The sequence below is a fragment of the Siphonobacter sp. SORGH_AS_0500 genome (assembly GCF_031453245.1).
Lineage (GTDB): Bacteria > Bacteroidota > Bacteroidia > Cytophagales > Spirosomataceae > Siphonobacter.
Map to the genome: position 1 here is coordinate 1,831,206 of NZ_JAVIYT010000001.1, position 18,253 is coordinate 1,849,458.

Annotated in this window: 12 protein-coding genes, 1 tRNA gene and 1 pseudogene; 1 reads left to right on the plus strand and 13 read right to left on the minus strand. The window is 46.5% G+C overall.

Annotation, left to right across the window (positions count from 1 at the left end):
• Nucleotides 1–220 precede the first annotated feature (220 nt).
• The 13 genes and pseudogenes from QE357_RS07535 to QE357_RS07595 form a co-directional block, all read right to left on the minus strand.
• Nucleotides 221–1,690, minus strand: coding sequence for a porin (locus QE357_RS07535; protein ID WP_309706578.1), 1,470 nt, complete (start codon nucleotides 1,688–1,690; stop codon nucleotides 221–223).
• Nucleotides 1,691–1,802: 112 nt separating this feature from the next.
• Entirely contained in the window at nucleotides 1,803–2,792 is a 990-nt protein-coding gene (gene fbp, locus QE357_RS07540; protein ID WP_309706579.1) for a class 1 fructose-bisphosphatase, read from the minus strand.
• Between the two features lie 39 nt (nucleotides 2,793–2,831).
• Nucleotides 2,832–4,169, minus strand: a complete 1,338-nt coding sequence (locus QE357_RS07545) for a cation:dicarboxylate symporter family transporter (RefSeq protein WP_309706580.1) — start codon at nucleotides 4,167–4,169, stop codon at nucleotides 2,832–2,834.
• A 62-nt stretch (nucleotides 4,170–4,231) separates the two neighbouring features.
• Complete coding sequence (gene pckA, locus QE357_RS07550) at nucleotides 4,232–5,845, minus strand: phosphoenolpyruvate carboxykinase (ATP) (RefSeq protein WP_309706581.1); 1,614 nt, start codon at nucleotides 5,843–5,845, stop codon at nucleotides 4,232–4,234.
• A 122-nt stretch (nucleotides 5,846–5,967) separates the two neighbouring features.
• Nucleotides 5,968–8,238, minus strand: a complete 2,271-nt coding sequence (locus tag QE357_RS07555; RefSeq protein WP_309706582.1) for a TonB-dependent receptor domain-containing protein — start codon at nucleotides 8,236–8,238, stop codon at nucleotides 5,968–5,970.
• A 139-nt stretch (nucleotides 8,239–8,377) separates the two neighbouring features.
• A pseudogene (locus QE357_RS07560) lies at nucleotides 8,378–8,872 on the minus strand (STN and carboxypeptidase regulatory-like domain-containing protein); the annotation flags it as partial.
• 79 nt (nucleotides 8,873–8,951) lie between these two features.
• Complete coding sequence (locus QE357_RS07565) at nucleotides 8,952–9,890, minus strand: FecR family protein (protein WP_106635558.1); 939 nt, start codon at nucleotides 9,888–9,890, stop codon at nucleotides 8,952–8,954.
• Nucleotides 9,891–10,392: 502 nt separating this feature from the next.
• Nucleotides 10,393–10,851 carry a hypothetical protein gene (locus QE357_RS07570; protein WP_106635559.1) on the minus strand — a complete coding sequence of 153 codons (459 nt, stop codon included), beginning with the start codon at nucleotides 10,849–10,851 and terminating at the stop codon, nucleotides 10,393–10,395.
• Between the two features lie 455 nt (nucleotides 10,852–11,306).
• Nucleotides 11,307–11,933 carry a DUF2306 domain-containing protein gene (locus QE357_RS07575; RefSeq protein WP_106635560.1) on the minus strand — a complete coding sequence of 209 codons (627 nt, stop codon included), beginning with the start codon at nucleotides 11,931–11,933 and terminating at the stop codon, nucleotides 11,307–11,309.
• Nucleotides 11,934–12,442: 509 nt separating this feature from the next.
• A complete protein-coding gene (locus QE357_RS07580) occupies nucleotides 12,443–13,963 on the minus strand; it encodes a carboxylesterase family protein (RefSeq protein WP_309706583.1) in 1,521 nt (506 codons plus the stop codon).
• 134 nt (nucleotides 13,964–14,097) lie between these two features.
• A tRNA-Glu gene (locus tag QE357_RS07585) sits at nucleotides 14,098–14,169 on the minus strand.
• A 217-nt stretch (nucleotides 14,170–14,386) separates the two neighbouring features.
• Nucleotides 14,387–15,220 carry an SMP-30/gluconolactonase/LRE family protein gene (locus tag QE357_RS07590; RefSeq protein ID WP_106635562.1) on the minus strand — a complete coding sequence of 278 codons (834 nt, stop codon included), beginning with the start codon at nucleotides 15,218–15,220 and terminating at the stop codon, nucleotides 14,387–14,389.
• Between the two features lie 86 nt (nucleotides 15,221–15,306).
• The gene (locus QE357_RS07595; protein WP_106635563.1) at nucleotides 15,307–16,560 is read right to left on the minus strand and encodes a sugar MFS transporter; all 1,254 of its coding nucleotides are present in this window, start codon (nucleotides 16,558–16,560) and stop codon (nucleotides 15,307–15,309) included.
• Nucleotides 16,561–16,963: 403 nt separating this feature from the next.
• Here QE357_RS07595 and QE357_RS07600 point away from each other — a divergent pair, with 403 nt between their 5' ends.
• A complete protein-coding gene (locus tag QE357_RS07600; RefSeq protein WP_232793578.1) occupies nucleotides 16,964–18,118 on the plus strand; it encodes a Gfo/Idh/MocA family protein in 1,155 nt (384 codons plus the stop codon).
• Nucleotides 18,119–18,253: the final 135 nt, after the last annotated feature.

Consider the following 18,253-nt stretch of genomic DNA (forward strand, 5'->3'; position numbering starts at 1 on the left):
GATTATGACGTTAAATGTAAACTAAATATGCAAATAGTACTATAGTTTAAGAAGTTTAAGTAAATATTTCCATGCTTTGTGATGAAAAATACACGCTTCCCGCAACTTATAAAATCGCCATTACATAGGCTGAGTATAGCAGGTTTGTAAGGTTCTTACAGGTTTGACGTTTTAGCATTCAAGTTCTAAACTAACCCTAAAGTAAACCGTAGCTAAAGTCTTACAGCGATACCTGCACCATGGCGATTAGTTCACCCGCTCGGGAAAAGATCTGTTTGGTTACCGGGCTGTACAGCGGACGACTATTGTATTCGACCGTAATTTTAGCCTGATGACTGTCCAGTAGAAAAGCAGTACCAATGTTATAGTAGTGGCCCGGCTGCCGAAGAGCTTGCAAATCTTTGTAACTGTGAGCAACGTAAGGTTGAACACGCACGGCTGAAGTGAATTGTGGAAGAACAAAACCTAGCTGGGTGTAAGTAAGCGTACCCGTGCCGGATAGATACCGGGCATTGCCGGGGCCTTCTGCGGCTCGTTGTTCAGTAAAATTTGGATTCACTGTACCGGGATTCATGATACCTGAAGTGCGAATGTAGTTGGGCCCAAATTCGTACCGATACAGGCCGCCGTAAATCGACACGGCCATCCGTTTGGCCGGATCGCCAATGGGTCGATCCCAAAAGACATCCATCGCTAGCGTCAGTTCATCGTGTTTCCTGAAAACATTCGCTTCGGGTTGGGAGAGGGTTGCATTTTTATTATAGTAAAAGCCGAGTCCAATGTTGAAGATATTTTTGGAACCCAGATACGTACCGGGGAAAAAGGCCGTCAGCAAACTTTCTTTATCCTTAAACTGGTAATTAACGTAGCCTCCGTAGGCCGGTTTTCCATCCTGATTGTTATCAACGGCTGCCCCACCAACGCTGGGGGTCAGCGTAGTGGTGAAAGGTTTGTTGACATGAAAACGGTATGCTACATTCTTCCACATGCCCTTGGCAAAAACGCCTAGCTGACGGCTGAACTGGTCAGAGACTTCAATATTGGGCCATTGGAAAATGGGTACGTCCAGCGTGAGACTGCTGGTGATACCCGGACTGGTCAGGCGGCTGACGCCATTCCAGGCGTGCAACCCGGCTCCCATGGATAGTGAAAAGTCAGCCGGTTTTTTAGTAACCGGGTTTAGAGCGGGAACCACCACAAATTCACTGTAAGCATCCTGAAAGAAAAGCGGAGGCTTTTTACCTAAACCGTTGGCCCCGGTACCACTGCCACCACCGCTGTTAAAAGACTGGTTGTTCATCCCAAACTGAATCACAAATAAATAACGCGGCGACATCTGCCCGATGACCCGAACCCGGGTACGGCGAAGGCTGACGTCCCAGACATGATCCTGCGGAATTCCATTTACGAGCGTTCCCGGATTGTTTTCAATGGAACGAATCCATACCTGACTCCACAGATTAAAGGCCAGGTACTTGGCTCCATCGGGGCTAAGTTTGATTTTCAGCCCTTCGTAGGGGGGAGTGACAGGGCGAATGGATGGTTTCACGCGGGTTGTATCTTTGCCCGAAACAGCCTGAATGGGTCTCGACGAGTGAAGTGTGTCCAGAGACACTACGGAATTCAAGGCCAGTTGAGCCATCCCCGTATATGCACTGAAAGTCAGTAGAAGAAGAAAAATGTATTTCATAATAATTATATTAAATATTTGATAAATTATATTTTTAATTAGATAAAGCGATACGGCGACACGCTCGTCTGAGGTGCCAGCAACAAATGGCAGTAAAACGATTGGATTATCGTTAGGAAGGAATCTCGAAATAGTCTACCAGGTGGGAGGAGCCAATGTATAAGGGCGTACGCTGGTGGAATCGGTTAGGGATGATGTCTAGAATGGGCTGTTGACCGTCAATGGCTTTCCCTCCGGCTTGTTCGGCGAGAAAAGCCATGGGGTAACATTCATAAATCAATCGTAACTTTCCCTGAATATGGGTTTGCGTAGGGGGATATAGGTAAATGCCTCCTTTGATTAGATTTCGATGAAAATCAGCCACAAATGAACCGATGTAACGACTGCTGAATCGCTGCTCGTAAAATTCCTGAATCCGTTGCATCACAAAGGGTGGAAAATCCCGCTGGTTACTTTCATTACAGGAAAAAGTTTTGCTATAAGCCGGGAAAGTCAGATTGGGGTGCGAAAGGATGTATTCCCCCAACGTAGGTTCGTAGGTAAATCCATCGACTCCGCAACCGGTTGAATACACCAGCATCGTGGAAGAGCCATAGAGAATATACCCTGCGGCTACCTGCTGCCGACCGCCTTGCAGAAAGTCCTCGACGGTGGGCGAAGTACCCAGCGGCGAAACCCGTCGATAGACCGAGAAGATTGTACCAATGGCTACGTTTGCATCAATGTTGGAGGAACCATCCAGGGGGTCCATCGCGATAACGTATTTCCCTTCCGGGTTACCCGTGTCTATAATACCAGCTTCTTCTTCCGAAATGATACCACATACTTCGCCGCCGTTGACGAGTGCCCGGATGAAACGAACGTGAGCGATCCAGTCCAGCTTTTGCTGAATTTCTCCCTGAATGTTATCGGTAGCCGTATCTCCCGTAATATCAGCCAGACCAAAACGATTGATTTCACGATTAATGATTTTACCGGCCAGGGCAATATCCCGCAGTACCTGGGATAAATCTCCGGTGGCAGACGGAAACGTTTTCTGTTTTCGGAGAATAAACCGATCCAGGGTGATGCCTACGGAAGGTACGGTTACAGCAGCTTGCATACAACTATTGTTAAGTTTTGGGTGAAAGTCAATACCGTTCTATTTGTTCAACACCACTGCCGAAGGACGGGTGGGCGTGTCAGACGCAACCGTGGATGCCTTTTCAGGAATAAGCCCAAACGCCCGGTTCATTTGCTCACGGTCCAGAGCTTTTTCGTGATTAGCGATCCAGATGGTGGCTACGCCATTACCAATAAAGTTGGTAATACTGCGGGCTTCTGACATGAAGCGGTCCACCCCAAGCAAGAGAGCCAGTCCCTCAATGGGGATCACTTTTACCGCCGTCAGCGTAGAAGCCAGCACCACAAATCCACTTCCGGTAACCCCAGCGGCTCCCTTGGAAGTAACCATAAGAATACCGATGATCGTGAGGAGTTGAGTCAGGCTTAGATCAACGTTGAACACCTGAGCCAGGAACAGGGTCGCCATCGACAGGTAAATCGTGGTACCGTCAAGGTTGAATGAATAACCCGCAGGCACGACCAGCCCTACCACGGGTTTGGCACAGCCCATTCTTTCCAGTTTTTCCATTAATGAGGGTAAGGCAGATTCCGACGAGGAGGTCCCCAGTACGATTAGCAATTCCGCCCGGATATACCGGAGAAAATCCACGATTCGGATATCACACGAACGTAAAATCATACCCAGCACACCGAAGATAAACAAGGCCATCGTGGTATAAACCGTACCCATCAGTTTGGCTAAAGGAAAGAGGGTTTCCAGCCCGTACTTGCCAATCGTATAGGCCATTCCACCAAACGCTCCAATGGGGGCCAATAACATGACTTTATGCAGTCCTTTAAAAACAACTTTAGACACCCGATTCATTCCAGCCACAATCACGTCCTTGGAACGTAACTGACTGAACAGAACGCCAGCCAGAATCGCTACAATCAATACTTGCAGCGTTACGTTATCCTGGAGAAAATGGAGCCAGCTAAAGTCCGCACTTTTCTGGGTGTATTTCGAAATATCCCCACCTTTGACCTGATTGGTCACCACGCCATGACCCGGCTTAATGAGATTTGCAATCACCACGCCGATCACCAGGGCCAGGGTAGTAACTACTTCAAAATACAGCAAGGCTTTGGCTCCTACTTTGCCTACTTTTTTCAGGTCACCCATACTGACGATGCCGAGGGTAATTGTCAGGAAAATAATAGGGTTAATGAAGAGTTTGACGGTACTGATAAAAAGGCCACTGAATACCTCACTAAGGGTAATGCCAATGCTTAACTCTTGTCCCATGAATCGGCCCTTGAGCGGTTCATCGAGTACTTTTAGCAAGGCCCATTCCGGTTTGAAATGACCCAGAAGTATACCCGCCGTAATGGCCGTTAAAACCCAGAATGTCAAATTACTGAACCACTTTTTCATAGTATTAAGGATTAGAATTGAAAAGCTTGCGACCAGTCGCCGCGGCGTGCGAAGACGTAGAATTAATCAAGGATGGGCCCTGCCTGAGTAATGGCCGGAGTAGTATCCGATTGGTATTGCTGATAGTTTTCCTGGAAAGCCTGAGCTAACAGACGGGCCTGATGATCGTAGGCAATCGGGTCGGACCAGTTTTCTCGGGGATTCAAAAGTTCGGACGGAACATGGGGGCATTCGAGCGGAATGGACAGATGAAAAGGAGCGAAAGACTGAAAGGCTACCTGATCCAGCTCGCCCTGCATCGCTGCCGTAATCATGGCTCGGGTATAGCGGAGTTTAATCCGTTCGCCAACCCCGTACGAGCCACCTACCCAGCCGGTATTAATCAGCCAGACATTGACCTGATTTTGCTGTAATTTTTCCCCCAGCAACGTAGCATAACGGGAAGGATGCAGCGGGAGGAAAGCCGCCCCAAAGCAGGCCGAAAATGTAGGTTGCGGTTCTTTCACACCGACTTCGGTTCCGGCCAGTTTGGAAGTAAATCCTGAAATAAAATAATACATCGCCTGTTCGGTCGTCAGGCGTGAAATCGGCGGGAGTACCCCAAAGGCATCCGCCGTAAGAAAGAAGATGTGCTGGGGCGAGTTTCCGACGGAAGGAATGAGAGCATTGTCAATAAAAGGCAACGGGTAGGCGGTACGGGTGTTATCCGTCACGGAATTATCCTCGTAATTGACCTCCTTCGTTCCCGGAAAAAAGCGGGTGTTTTCGAGAATAGAATTTTCCCGGATGGCTCCAAAAATTTCCGGTTCTTTTTCCTGCGTCAGATCAATGACTTTGGCGTAGCAGCCGCCCTCGATATTAAATACCTTCTCCTTGGCCCAGCCATGCTCATCGTCCCCGATTAACTGACGATTGGGGTCTGCCGAAAGCGTTGTTTTTCCTGTGCCTGACAAGCCAAAAAATAGAGCCGTGTCTCCTTTCTCTCCTACATTGGCAGAGCAGTGCATGGATAAGATGCCTTTCTGGGGAAGGGTATAATTCAGCACGGAGAAAATGCCCTTTTTCATCTCACCCGCGTAGCCCGTACCACCGATCAGGACGATTTTTCGGCTGAAATCAATGATGGTGAAATTGCTGCTACGGGTGCCGTGAACGGCAGGATCTGCTTTGAATTCTGGAATATTCAAAATGGTCCATTCGGGTGAAAACTGGGCAATAGCCTTTTGATCCGGGCGAATGAACAGGTGGTGGCAGAAGAGGTTATGCCAGGCTTGCGTGGTAATGATGCAAACCGATACCTGTTCTTCGGCCAGTGCACAAGCCTGAGCGTAGCGAACATACACAGTTTTCTCGTCCAGGAACGTAAGCATATCCTGGTGTAAGGTCTCAAAATGCGATTCTTCCAAAGGATGATTAACGCTGCCCCACCAGACGGTTTCGGCGGTCATTTCATCCCGAACGATGTATTTATCTTTTGGCGAGCGACCCGTAAAAACACCCGTGTCACACATGAGGGCTTTGGTATTGGCTAGTACGCCTTCCCCGTTCAGCAGGGCTTTTTCGACCAATGCTTCCGCAGGTAAGTTCAAATAAACTTTCGTCGTTTCTGGTAAGCCGGCTTGTTTCAGGACAAGACGATCCCGTTCGGCTATGGGTACAGCTGAAGCAAATTTCATAGATAGGATATGTTTAGTTGTGAAAGAGCAGCTAACCGGGCCGTTACCCGTCACTACTGATGAGGCATGTAAAGTTTTGTGTGTTAAAAATGACAGAAATGGAATGGGGTCAGTACCAGGGATTAAAATCTGTATGCTACCTGAAGCTGGCCGGAAGCTCCGTTCGCTGAAAACTGGCTTACATTTCTTGGATAAGGGGTTTGTCCATTAGAATAGGCCGCCTGATTGCTCAAAATGCGATCTGGATACGTATTCAGCAGGTTCAGGCCCATCAAACTAAACTGCCAGTGCTGGGTAGGAGTATATTCGATGGTGACATCAAACAACGTTTTTCCCCGAAAGGTCTGAGATTCATAAGGTTGGGTCAGCGGTTTGATCCAGCCCGTCACCGCTCCAATGTACGTCGCCCGCACCGACCCGCTCCAATGATGGTGTCGATACTCACCGGAAATGGTAAATTTTTCCCGAGGCTGAGCGGTTTCGATAAGCCCTCGGCCAATGGTATCAATCAGAGAAATAGCCGAAGCCGTACCTTCCTGAAAAGCAGCGGGCGTGGGTTTGATACGGGTGATCTGGGTTTGGTTATAGGAAAAAATAGCCGAGACTCGCAGGAAGGTATTTTTCTTACGGTTGTTGCTATACGTTAATTGTGCGTCGAGGCCTTTCGTTCGGGTGGACAACTGATTCGTAAATAACCGAACTTCCGTTAGTTCAGGAAACAACCGCTGGAGCGAGGCGATGGAAGCAACGAAAAGTCGGTCACTCAGGATGATCCGGTCACGAATAGAAATCTGATAGGCATCCAAGGCAAAAGTGAATGAGGGTTGTATTTCTCCCGCTAGGCCCAGGGTATAATTCCAGGATTTTTCGGCTTGAATAGGAGGAAAGCCTAGTTCAGCCATTCGGGGATCCTGACTCGAAATCTGACGGGTGAGAGCAATGGATCCAGCCTGAACCGTAGACGTAACCAGCCGATTGAAATTCTGCTGTAAGGAGGGAGCCCGAAACCCCCGATTGATGGAACCTCGTACGGAAAGCCGGGAATTCATCCGATAACGAATGGAAGTCTTACCCGAGAGATTGCTGCCAAAATCGCTGTAGGACTCCAGCCGTAAAGCTATACTACCCAGGATTCGTTTCTTCCATTCGCCTTCTACATCGCCATACAAACCCAAGTTGGAACGGAACGCCCGTACTTCGTCGGCCCTGGCGATTCCAGGCCGACCACTTGCTCCGGGAGCTTTATTCATCAGTGGACCTTGTTCCGAAGCTGCCGCGTCTCCCGCCCGTAACTGAAATTCACTCCGCCGAAACTGACTCCCCAGAGCCACATTCCAGCTCGTGTTGGGGGCATGAAACAGCCGGGTTGCCGTTGCATCCACGAGGGTATGAGCAAAGTAACTTCGACCTACGTAAAAATCAGTGGGGGAAATCGCTCCCAGCGAAGGATTGCTGGTGTGATTGGCCCACAGGTCTAGTCGGTTGGAACCGTAACTACCGCTAAAATCCCATTGCCATCCCTGAGGGATCTGGCGACTCAGACCGATGACCTGTGAAAAATCGACGGTCCTGCCCGGTAACTCCGGCGTATAGCCATCCGGGTATAAGTCGGGGTTTGAATTGGCGTTGTCAGGGATGGCATTTCTGAAGAAACCATAAGCCACGATGTATTTGTTGGAATAGCTTCCGGTCTGATAAAAGGTCCAGTAATTATGAACCGGGTAACTAATTTTGTACAAACCCTGCACCGTGGTAGAGCCGTTACTGCCGTAGATTCCCACTCTGAAAGGCGGTTGCCAAACCCCTCGGTTCTGACGAATGCGGTTATCAGTGGTAGAGTCGCTGGCGTAAATACGCCCGGTATAAGCATCAGACCGATTAGTAACGCCAACGGATTGCACCTGTAAGCTCAGGGTCAGGTTACTACCCGCTTTTCCCAGCCCCGTTCCCCAGCGGAGGCCCGTTGTAAAGAAGGTCCCATCTCCTCGGCTGGTACTCCCTACGGAACTTCGAATTAACCCTCCCTGCGTTTCTTTTCGCAAAACCAGATTAATAATGCCCGCAATAGCGTCTGATCCGTACTGAGCTGCGGCTCCGTCCCGAAGAATCTCCACGCGTTCCAGAGCCAGGGTTGGGATGGCATTCAAGTCGGTTGTTACGGTACCCAATCCTACCGTCTGGTTAAGATTGATGCCGGAAAAAGGATGGCGGCGTTTGCCATCCACGAGAACCAGCACCTGATCGGGAGCAAGTCCGCGTAAGGTAATCGGGTCGGCATAATTGGCCACGCCGTTGATTCCCGTTTTCAGAGTCTGAACCGTAGGAGAAGTAAACTGTAACTGTTGAGCCAGTTCCAACTGACCTGTAGCCTGTAACTGATCTGAAGTGAGCACGTCTACGGGAACGGACCGATCCAGACGCAAGCGGGGGCTCGCGTAAGAACACCACAATCGCAATTTCAGGAAGAGCGACCGTCGTTTCCTGAAGAATGACCGTCGGCACCAGGCCGGGCTTTCCCATGATCTGCGTAGACTGATAACTTAGATGAGAAAACAGGAGGGTGGCGGGTTCAGAACCTGATAACTGGTAGGAACCGTCTGCCTGGGTGGTGGTGCCCTGCAAACTTCCCTTGATTCGTATAAAAGCATCGGAGATCGGCTCTCCTTTTGAGTTTTTGACCATTCCCCTAAAGAACGTTTCCTGTACTTGAGGAACGGAGTCCTGAGCCGTGAGAATAAGGTTCCCCCTGATGAGTTCGTAATGAATCGACAAAGGCCTGAATAAGCGATCCAGCACCAAACGTAACGGCTCCTGGTGGGCCCGTACAGAAACCTTTCGGCGTACGCCTATGGCATCAGGATTATATAGAAAACGGGCAGAGGTCAATTTTTCCATTTTCGTTAGTACGGTTTGGAGTGGCGTATCCTGCATACGCAGGCTAATCGATTCTTCTAACGGAGACTCTTGGGCATAAGTTAAGGTGCAGCTAAAGACAATAAGTATCAGGACCTGTTGAAAAACAGGCATTCTACAGCGTGTCCACGGGTACCAAAGCAACCTCAACGGTATCAGCGTAAATTAAAGTATAAAGTCTATTTCGGGGTTTTTATGGGGAAGTAGGACAGGGTCGTCCGTCAATAACTATAGTTTTTTGCTCGATGCGATACGACCATTTAAGGGTTTTACAGAGTAACTCCAGCTTTCCGTAGAAGGTAGAGTCTGCCAGGGTGCCTGAAAACGTACAACGTTCCAGAGGCGTCTTAGCCAAAAGAACCGGAATATGATAGGCTTTTTCTAACGAATCAATCACGGCTTTCACTGGAGCATTGGAAAAACTAAAACTCGAGGGCAGGGTAGTCTGAGGTTGCTCTACCAGCCCACTGACCCAGCGTTGCGTACGAAGGTTTACGACGACCTGTTGGTTAGGGGTCAATAAAACCGAAATGGGCTGAAGCTTGGCTTGTTGAGAAACCTGCACCCTTCCCGTCCGAACCTCTACCTGAAGCTGCTTTTCCGAACTTCTTACCCAGAAACTGGTGCCAAGTACCTCCGTAATGGTTCCTGAGGCGTACACCCGAAAGGGCCGCGAGGGATCTTTCGATACCTTGAAAAAGGCCTGACCTGCCAGCGAAACTTCCCGCCGATCCGAAGGAAAGGATTTGGAATACACCAGCGTAGCTCCAGGATTTACTTCAACCGTTGTTCCCTCGGAAAGTGATACGGTAACGGGCTTCGAGGACGTATTGGTATAGGTAACGGAATCATCCATGCTCCAGAAAATGCCCAGGCTAATCACGATAAAAAGCCCAGCGGCAGCAGAAACCCAGCGAGCCGTAGAGGTAAAAAGCCAGAGCGTTTTTTTTTCCTGCGTTCTCGTGTCAATGACTGCTTTCATCCGCTTCCGGGCGGCAGTTAGCTCTTCTTCGGAAAGCTCAAGGTCTGCCCCCATTTCCTCATACCATCGGTCAAGGCGACGATCTTCCTGAGGGCTTTGCTGGCCGTTCAGGTAGTTTCGGAGCAGGGTGCGGAATTCAACCAGATTCATAAGAGAAAAGGCATGCTTGCGTGTTCATAGTGTAAGTACGCTAACCCAGCCATTTACCCTAAATTGATTAATAAATTATTTGAATGTTTATATTCTACTTGAAGTATATTTAATAAATTCATGGAAAAATTATATATGTATTTTGGTATGAAGATAGATGTAAGATATTGTTGATTATTCCGTTTATCCTCTCGAATGTAGGGAGGGCTTATGTAATCCTTGCAGTCGCTCGGCTAGAACCGAGTGAGGATGTAATGTGGCCGATGTCAACAAGGAGGTTTTGTTGGGAAAGGTGTTGTCTAACTAGGCAGTGCTTCGCATCCTACCGGCCAGAGGTCTATAGCTAGGTAGTCACTCGGCAGGAGCCGAGCGACTGCGGGGACTGCAAGAGTATGGGTAATTTCTAAACTCTAAATAAGGTTTTGTGCTTTGCTCTGGCCAAAGTTAGCAAGCATAAGTTCGGGAAAGGGGTCTTGTTACTAGCTACTGATGGTTGTAGTTTTTATTCAGTTCCAAATAATTTTCCATTAAATGTATGAGTGCAACAAGTACAAAATGGTTTCATATCTTTTGCTTTTAGATCTGGATTTGATAATTGTAAAATATTATTATCATCAACAAACAAGCCAGAGAAATAGGACGATTCGCCAGTTCTTATGAAATCTCTTTTTTTATCTTCTATTAAGGCAACCATCCCATATATTGGTTCAACTTTATCCAGTCTAGCTTTGGCTTCACTAAAAATTTCGTCCCAGTTAGAGCCAACTTTTGATAATAAAAATCTATAAAGTGGAGTATAGTCTAACCCTCGTTCCTTTTTCCCAAACATTTTTCCTTTAGTTTGTTCTAAAGTTTCTCTTTTACTGTGTCGTGTATTTTTAAAATCTCCACCAATATAATGATCAACATTAAATGCTTTAGTGTTTACTTTTCTAAATAATTTAGGTTTTTCTTTGTTCATTTTCCGTTTTTACATTAAAATGAATACTTTATGAATTTCAATTATGGTTGTAGTTTAAAATTACCATACAATCATCCAATTAAACGCAACTCGGACATCTATACTCTCAAATATACATCTTTTCATGACATTCCCTTGTACAGCTCATACCACAAAGCACTCACGATTGAATATTTACCATATTAAAAATCTTAAATGCATTGAAAAAAAGGTGTTGTTTGATGAGATAATGTTTCGCATCCTACCGGCCAGAGGTCTATAGCTAGGTAGTCACTTGGCAGGAGCTGAGCGACTGCGGGAGCATCTTGCTCTCATGGTTTTGTAGAATTATTGTAACGAATAGGGTTTTATGTTTGAGCAGAAAATTGAAGGATAAAGGCTGATATGAGTACTGAGGTTCAATTGAAAACTACTGTTGAATCTTACAATTCAGCTCGTCTGATGCAAAACTCGTGTTAACGGTAGCTTATTGTTTCTCGTTTCTCAATTCTCTTAATAATTAGAAACGCAATCAATAAATTGGGAATCCAGCAGAGCCAAGCAACGATTTGGTAAGCGGATATAAAGTCATTAAATAAAATTACTAAAAGCGGAAGCCAAATTCTAAGAGTTACTGCTGCAAAACACAAAGCATAACTGTATAACATCATTTTTTCGTGATTAGCAATCATTCCTTTTTTAATCTGAAGAAATGCTGTCAGGGTTGTGTAAAACCATATAAAGCCTAAGCAAATAAACCCCAAAGATGTAAAAAGTCCGCCTGTTGCGTATAGGGCAATGTAAAGGCTTGTCAATGCACTTATTAATGCGGAGATTACATAAACGCTACCTATCTGTCTATGTATAGTTAAATTTCTTACTCTTATTTTTGTACTGAATTGTGTCCAACCGATAAGTAACGCAAGCCCTCCTGAAATGATGTGAATATAAAATGATAAGCTCCAAAAAATGTTCTTGAATAGCCCATTATCCTTTGTGTTAAGTAGTCCAAATTTTTTATCCAAGAATAAATATAGCGTTGGATACAGTCCAATAAGTATTGCCATTGTTGCAAATAATATCCAAAGGGCCTTTTTAGTCATTGTGTACGTCTGCTCGTTTAAATTACTGCTAACTATCTAATAGACGTAATACTTGCATCTATCTTTCAAATATATATCTTATGCATACCATTCATGTATATGCATAAGTATCAATTTTTTAGGTATTTAGAATATGCATTGCCTGAAAACGTGTCGAAAACAACACAAGAGACGTAATAGCTTGGTATTCCTCTAGCTGATGGTAGCAGGAATGTTTTCGTTTGGGAAAAGGTGTTGTCTGACGAGACAGTGTTTCCCATCCTATCAGCTAGAGGCCAGCTATTCACTTGACTGCAGGGAAAGCGTCTAAGAGGCTTTATTAATCAAGATGGCCTACCTCAACAAAACGAGTACCTACGCTGTTCTGGATTTGCAATCCAGAACCAGTCTGTTACGGATCTGTGATCCGTATGTGGGGATTATAAATCTCCAAAAGATCGCTTTCGGATTGCAGATCTGAAAGAGCAGAGTATTACTCAAAAGGCAATACAACCAAAGCCTCGTATCAGTTACTTCTTTACCTTCTCAAACAAAAAATCCAGCCGCTCCGCATCAGGCAAAACCTCTGCTTTTACTTCCTTACCGAGATTGATAATCTTTTTATCCTGAGTGGTGTACAAGGGCCAGTTTGGCACGTTTTTTCCGTTTGGGTTTCCCGTCGTAATAAAATTCAGCCAATAGGTAGACATGATCCGGGCCAGATCGCGGTCTGTGGATTGCCACGGACGATGGAGGAAGGCAAGGTTATCATAGGCATACGCGACTTCACCCGTATGAAAGGCTCCATACTTCGCATATTCGCCCGTTCCGGGTACTTTTCTGGTAAAGCGATACACGTACACGGGCTGGCCCTGCCGACTTTGAGCATTTGCCCAGGCGTAATTCTGTACGCCAAAAATTAAATCACGTGCCAGCTCATATTGGGATTTAGTAGCTTCTGCTTCGTTTGAGGCGGGGTAATGCCTGAGAAAGGCATTGCCCTCAGAACCGTATTGCTGATACAAGTAATGCTGGTAATCTTCTGCCTTTAGTAAGGGGCCTCGCAGGATACCTTCTTCTTCATTCCACCCGGTTAACAGCGAAACGGGGTTTTGCTGATGGGAAGCAAAAATCTGAGCGATCGGCTCGGGTAAGATGTACCCATCCAGAATGGGGCCGCGTAGGCCTGCATCCATTTTTAGAATGGCTTCCGCTGGTTTCTTACGTAATTCTTCTAGCGATGCTGCCTCGAGCGAATGCATGAACTTGATACCGGCTTCTTCCGCCTGAGCCAGACTTGGATGAGGGGAGGTGAAGTTCGCTCCACTTTCGGCGATAGCCTGCTTAAAAAGGCCCTTTGCCTGTGGACTGGCTACTAGTGCATTGACGCTCATAGAACCCGCCGATTGTCCGGCGATGGTTACCCGGTCAGGATCACCACCGAAGTTTCGGATGTTTCTCTGAACCCATTTTAGAGCGGCAATCTGATCCATTAATCCGTAATTCCCGGAAGCATGATTACCCGATTCCTGGGTCAGTTCGGGGTGAGCAAAGAAGCCGAAGTTTCCCACCCGGTAATTGATGCTGACGAAAATAATACCCTTTTTAGCCATCGCTTCGCCATCATAAATGGGCACGGCACTGCCACCACCCATGAATCCACCGCCATAAATCCAGACCAAAACCGGACGCTTTTCCTGGGCTGATTGGGCTCCCGTCCAGACGTTTAAATAGAGGCAATCTTCACGAATGGGTTGTTTAGGAATTAAAAATTCCTCGCTCCACATACTGAATGGGGCCGGAGAGGCCTGCATGGGACTGGGACCAAATTGCGTACATTTCCGAATGCCTTTCCAGGGAATCACGGCTTGCGGAGCTTTCCAGCGTAATGGACCAACGGGAGGAGCCGCGAAAGGGATGCCTTTGTATATACATATCTTTTCGTGCAGGCTTCCCAAAATCAAGCCGCCGTCCACTTTGACTGGAGCCGGGCCTTTGAAAGAACTTAAACCCAACAGGAGTAACAGATAAAGAAGTAAGAACTTTTTCATAGGAATAGAGGGATCAACAGCCAATCAATCACGGTTTATAAACCGAAAATAATTGAATTCAAAAGAAGCAAAAGGGAGGGTAAGGTAGGAAAGAAAAAAGAGCTAAACAACCGAAGTTATTTAGCTCTTGCCAGTAGTCCGTACGGGAATCGAACCCGTGTTTTATCCGTGAAAGGGATACGTCCTAACCCCTAGACGAACGGACCATTTTATGTTGTTAAGCGGCGATTTTGTTGTCGTTTCGTTTAACGTGGTGCAAATATAGAGGTTTTTTGAAAGCGAACGCAAGTGTTGGCCTGAAAAAAGATGATATTCTTTTAAAGTTTATTCGATTTATAGGTTTTGTCTAATAAAAATGAGTAGGGACGGCAGTTTTGAACAAAAAAAGGGAGAATCCCCCGTTAGGCAATTCTCCCGAATAAATTACTTGATTTGATAAGCCGCTACCGTGTTCCCATTGAACGTCGGAACGTAGATCACTCGCTTACTTTTATCAAAGCCAATGTCCGCACAGTTCTTTTTATCGGGACGGGTATCCAGTAATTGATCCAGCTTTCCATCGGCGGCGTGCCAATAATGTAAAACGCCTTCCCAGCGGGAAAGGAAAAAGTTTTTCCCGTCGGGTTCGATGCCATCGCCAGACGGCATTCCTTCGGCCAGTTTTTTTAACGTTTTATCGGGATTAACTTCAAAGAAATCGCCACCGCCTGCGGAAATAATGTACATTTTGTTTCCAACAAACTTAATGCCGTTCGGACGCTTTAGTTCGGGACTTTCCAGAAAAACGGAAGCAGTTTTGCCTTTTATTACATAGACCCGGTCGGAGCCCGAATCGGTTACATAAACTTCGCCGTTGGGAGCTACGTCAATGTCATTGAGGTTAACAGCTCCAGCCGGGGCAATTTTCTCTTTGATTTGGCCCGTTCGGACATCAATTACGGCTACTTCGGTAATGTCCGCTACGTATAATTTACCCTTGGAAATCCCCATACCTTTGGGGGCATTCAGTCCATCGGCCCATTTTAATGTCTGTACGGCTCCGTTGGCGGCCAGGGTCGAAATGAATCCCTTACCGTCAGCTTCCCAGGGTTTTCCGTCAATATTGCTCACATAAATGGAATTGGTTTTTGAATCAACCAGAACAGATTCTGGAGTGAGAAACTGATTGCTGTCGGTTTCCCAAAGCTTTTCGAGTCGGGTTTGTGCAGAGCTGGATAGAGCCAGTAATAAACCGCCTGCGGCCAGAAGATTTTTCATACGTAGAATGAATTAGGGTTGAAAAAGAAAGGCTGGAAAAGTTTCCTTCACCAGCCTTTCTGTGCGTATTACTAATCAGTCAAAAATTAAAGTTGAGGCTGTTCCGCAACTAGGGTTTCGTCCTGTTGGTGATCTGGTTTTTTGTTACGCATCATGAACCAAAGTACACCAAAAGCGATGATCAGAATGGCGGGGAAGATGGCCATATTGTCCAGTACTTCCTGACCAGCGGCCAGTTCCATTGCATCGCCAGTAAGGCCCCGAGCGGCAGCATTACGTTTTTCATCATCAATCCAGCCACCAATGATAGGTTGGAAAATGGAAGTCGAGAACATCCCCATACCGCCCATGATGGAAAGTCCGAAGGCTCCTGATTTGGGAATGTATTCAGCCACAAAACCAATCATGGTTGGCCAGAAATAACACACGCCAATCGCGAAAATTACGGCCGAAACGTACACCATCGTGCCGGTAGACTGGCTCATCAAGACAATACCAATCGTCGTGATTAAAGCGGAAGTCCACAGAACACCGGTTGGGTTCAGGTTATGCACCAGTGGGCCTGCGAAGTAACGTCCAACGGCCATTAAGCCCGTTACTAAAGCCAGAATCAATAGTGGGCTAGCTCCTGCTTTACCCAGGATAGGCTCTACCCACTGGGTAGTACCAAATTCTGAAATGGAAGTCAGAGCCATGCAAAGCAGCATGAAAATGTACAGCGGGCTTAGCATTGCCTTAATGTTCGTAACGTTCGATACGCCTTCTTCTGCTTTTGTTTCAGGGAAGGCCTGTCCCGCGAACAGGAGACCGTAAATCACCAAAGGAATGATAATAATTCCCATTTGTAATTGCCAGCCTAAGCTCGCTTCGGTCATGTATTTTGATACCAAACTACCAATCACAATACCACCGGGGAACCACATGTGGAGACGGTTCAGCATTTGTGTTTTCAGTTTGCCTTCATACATGTCAGCAACCAGGGGGTTACAAGCGGCTTCTACAGTACCATTACCTAAACCAACGAAGAAAGTAGAAAGCAATAAAGTCCAGAAACCGTCCGCGAAAATGGTGGAGATGATCCCAATCAGGTGAGTAACGAACGCTACCCAGATGATTTTACGGGGGCCAATGATGTTATATAAAGGACCACCAAAAATCATAGCGATGGGAAAACCCAGGAATGCCATCTGATTGACATAGCCCAGCTCTTTGGAGGTAAGATTAAATTCAGTACCTAACTGGGTAAGGACACCCGCCCGAATGGCGAAAATCATGGCGGTAGTAATAATCCCAAAACAGCTTGCAACTAATAAGCGGCTCCGGTTAATGGATTGGGTCATAGCTATTGAGGTTTAGAAATAGGGTTTATGGTGTTTGTAATGACGTAGTTAGCGTAATAAACGCTGGGAGGGTTATTAAATTTTTCGGCTAAAAAACGAAAATATATACATTTTAGCTAGAATTTATGGGGTTTATTCTTGAGCTAAAAAGGGGGGATGCGGCTGGAATGTATACTACTTTCTCCGGCTTATGTCGATTCTTCATTTGAAATCTGCAATTTCTTGTCAAACTTTGGCAGCCTTAATTTAGGCGGGGGACGGAATGTATTTTGCTTAAATACGTGGTTTTCTGAACATTTACGGATAAATCAGGTCTTGAAGAAAAAGGGTGTAGGCAATGCACAACCGACCCTATTCCGTCTTTCCATTAACTATTCATTACGTCTTAAAAACACCTCTAACCATGGCCAGAAAACTCAGAATGGGAATGATCGGTGGAAGCCTGGACGCTTTCATTGGCTCCGTTCACCGTCGGGGAGCTGCTTTAGATGGCGAAATTGAGCTGGTATGCGGAGCGTTCAGTTCAAATCCTGAAAAGTCAAAAGCAACGGGTGAAGCCCTTTATTTACCCGAAGATCGCGTATACGGAAGTTTTGAAGAAATGATTCTTCGCGAAAAAGAACTTCCTGAAGGCGAACGAATGGACTTCGTGTCGATTGTTACTCCCAACCACGCCCATTTCCCTCCCGCCAAAATGGCTCTTGAGAACGGGTTTCACGTTGTTTTGGAGAAGCCCATTACCCTAAACCGGGCCGAAGCCGAAGAGCTGAAAGCCATTTGGGAAAAAACGAATTTGGTCTTCTGCCTGACGCATAATTACACGTCTTATCCGATGGTGAAAGAAGCCCGCCATTTAGTTAAATCGGGAGCTATTGGTAAGATTCGCAAGGTAATTGTGGAATATCCGCAGGGCTGGCTGTACAAAATGGTTGAAAGCTCAGGTACGAATAAACAGGCCGATTGGCGGACTGATCCCGCTAGAAGTGGAGCGGCTGGTGGCGTAGGTGACATTGGAACGCACGCTGAAAATATGGCGGAGTATATTACAGGGTTAAAAATTACGGAGTTACTCGCTGACCTGACCACCTTTGTTGAAGGCCGTCGGCTGGACGACGATGCCAATATGTTACTTCATTTCGAGAACGGAGCGAAGGGAATTCTGCATAACAGTCAGATTTGCAATGGTGAGGAAAATGATCTGAACATCCGGATATACGGAGAACTTGGCGGACTGAAATGGCGACAAATGGAGCCAAACACACTGGTGTGGACGAATCAGGAAAAAGGATCAAGAATCATCCGTACGGGCGTAAATGCCGAATCGAGAGCGGCTCAGGTGCACACGCGTCAGCCAGCGGGTCACCCCGAGGGGTATGTAGAAACGTTCGCTAGCCTCTATCGGAACTTCGCTTTCGCCGTTCGGGCCAAAGAAGCTGGTCAGGAACCCGATCCTGATTATGATTTTCCGGGTATTGAGGAAGGTATTCGGGGCATGGCCTTCATTAACACTGCTTTAAAATCCAGCTCTAACGGAGCCGTCTGGACTAAATTTGAGTAGTTTGATAAGATTGGACATAGTTAGATAAAGTTTGATTAATGTTAGAAAAGGTTTGAAGAAGTTGGTAAACGTCTTCAAACCTTACTAATCTTGTAGATTAACTAATCTCAGATGCCGACAGCCCATCGTTTTGAA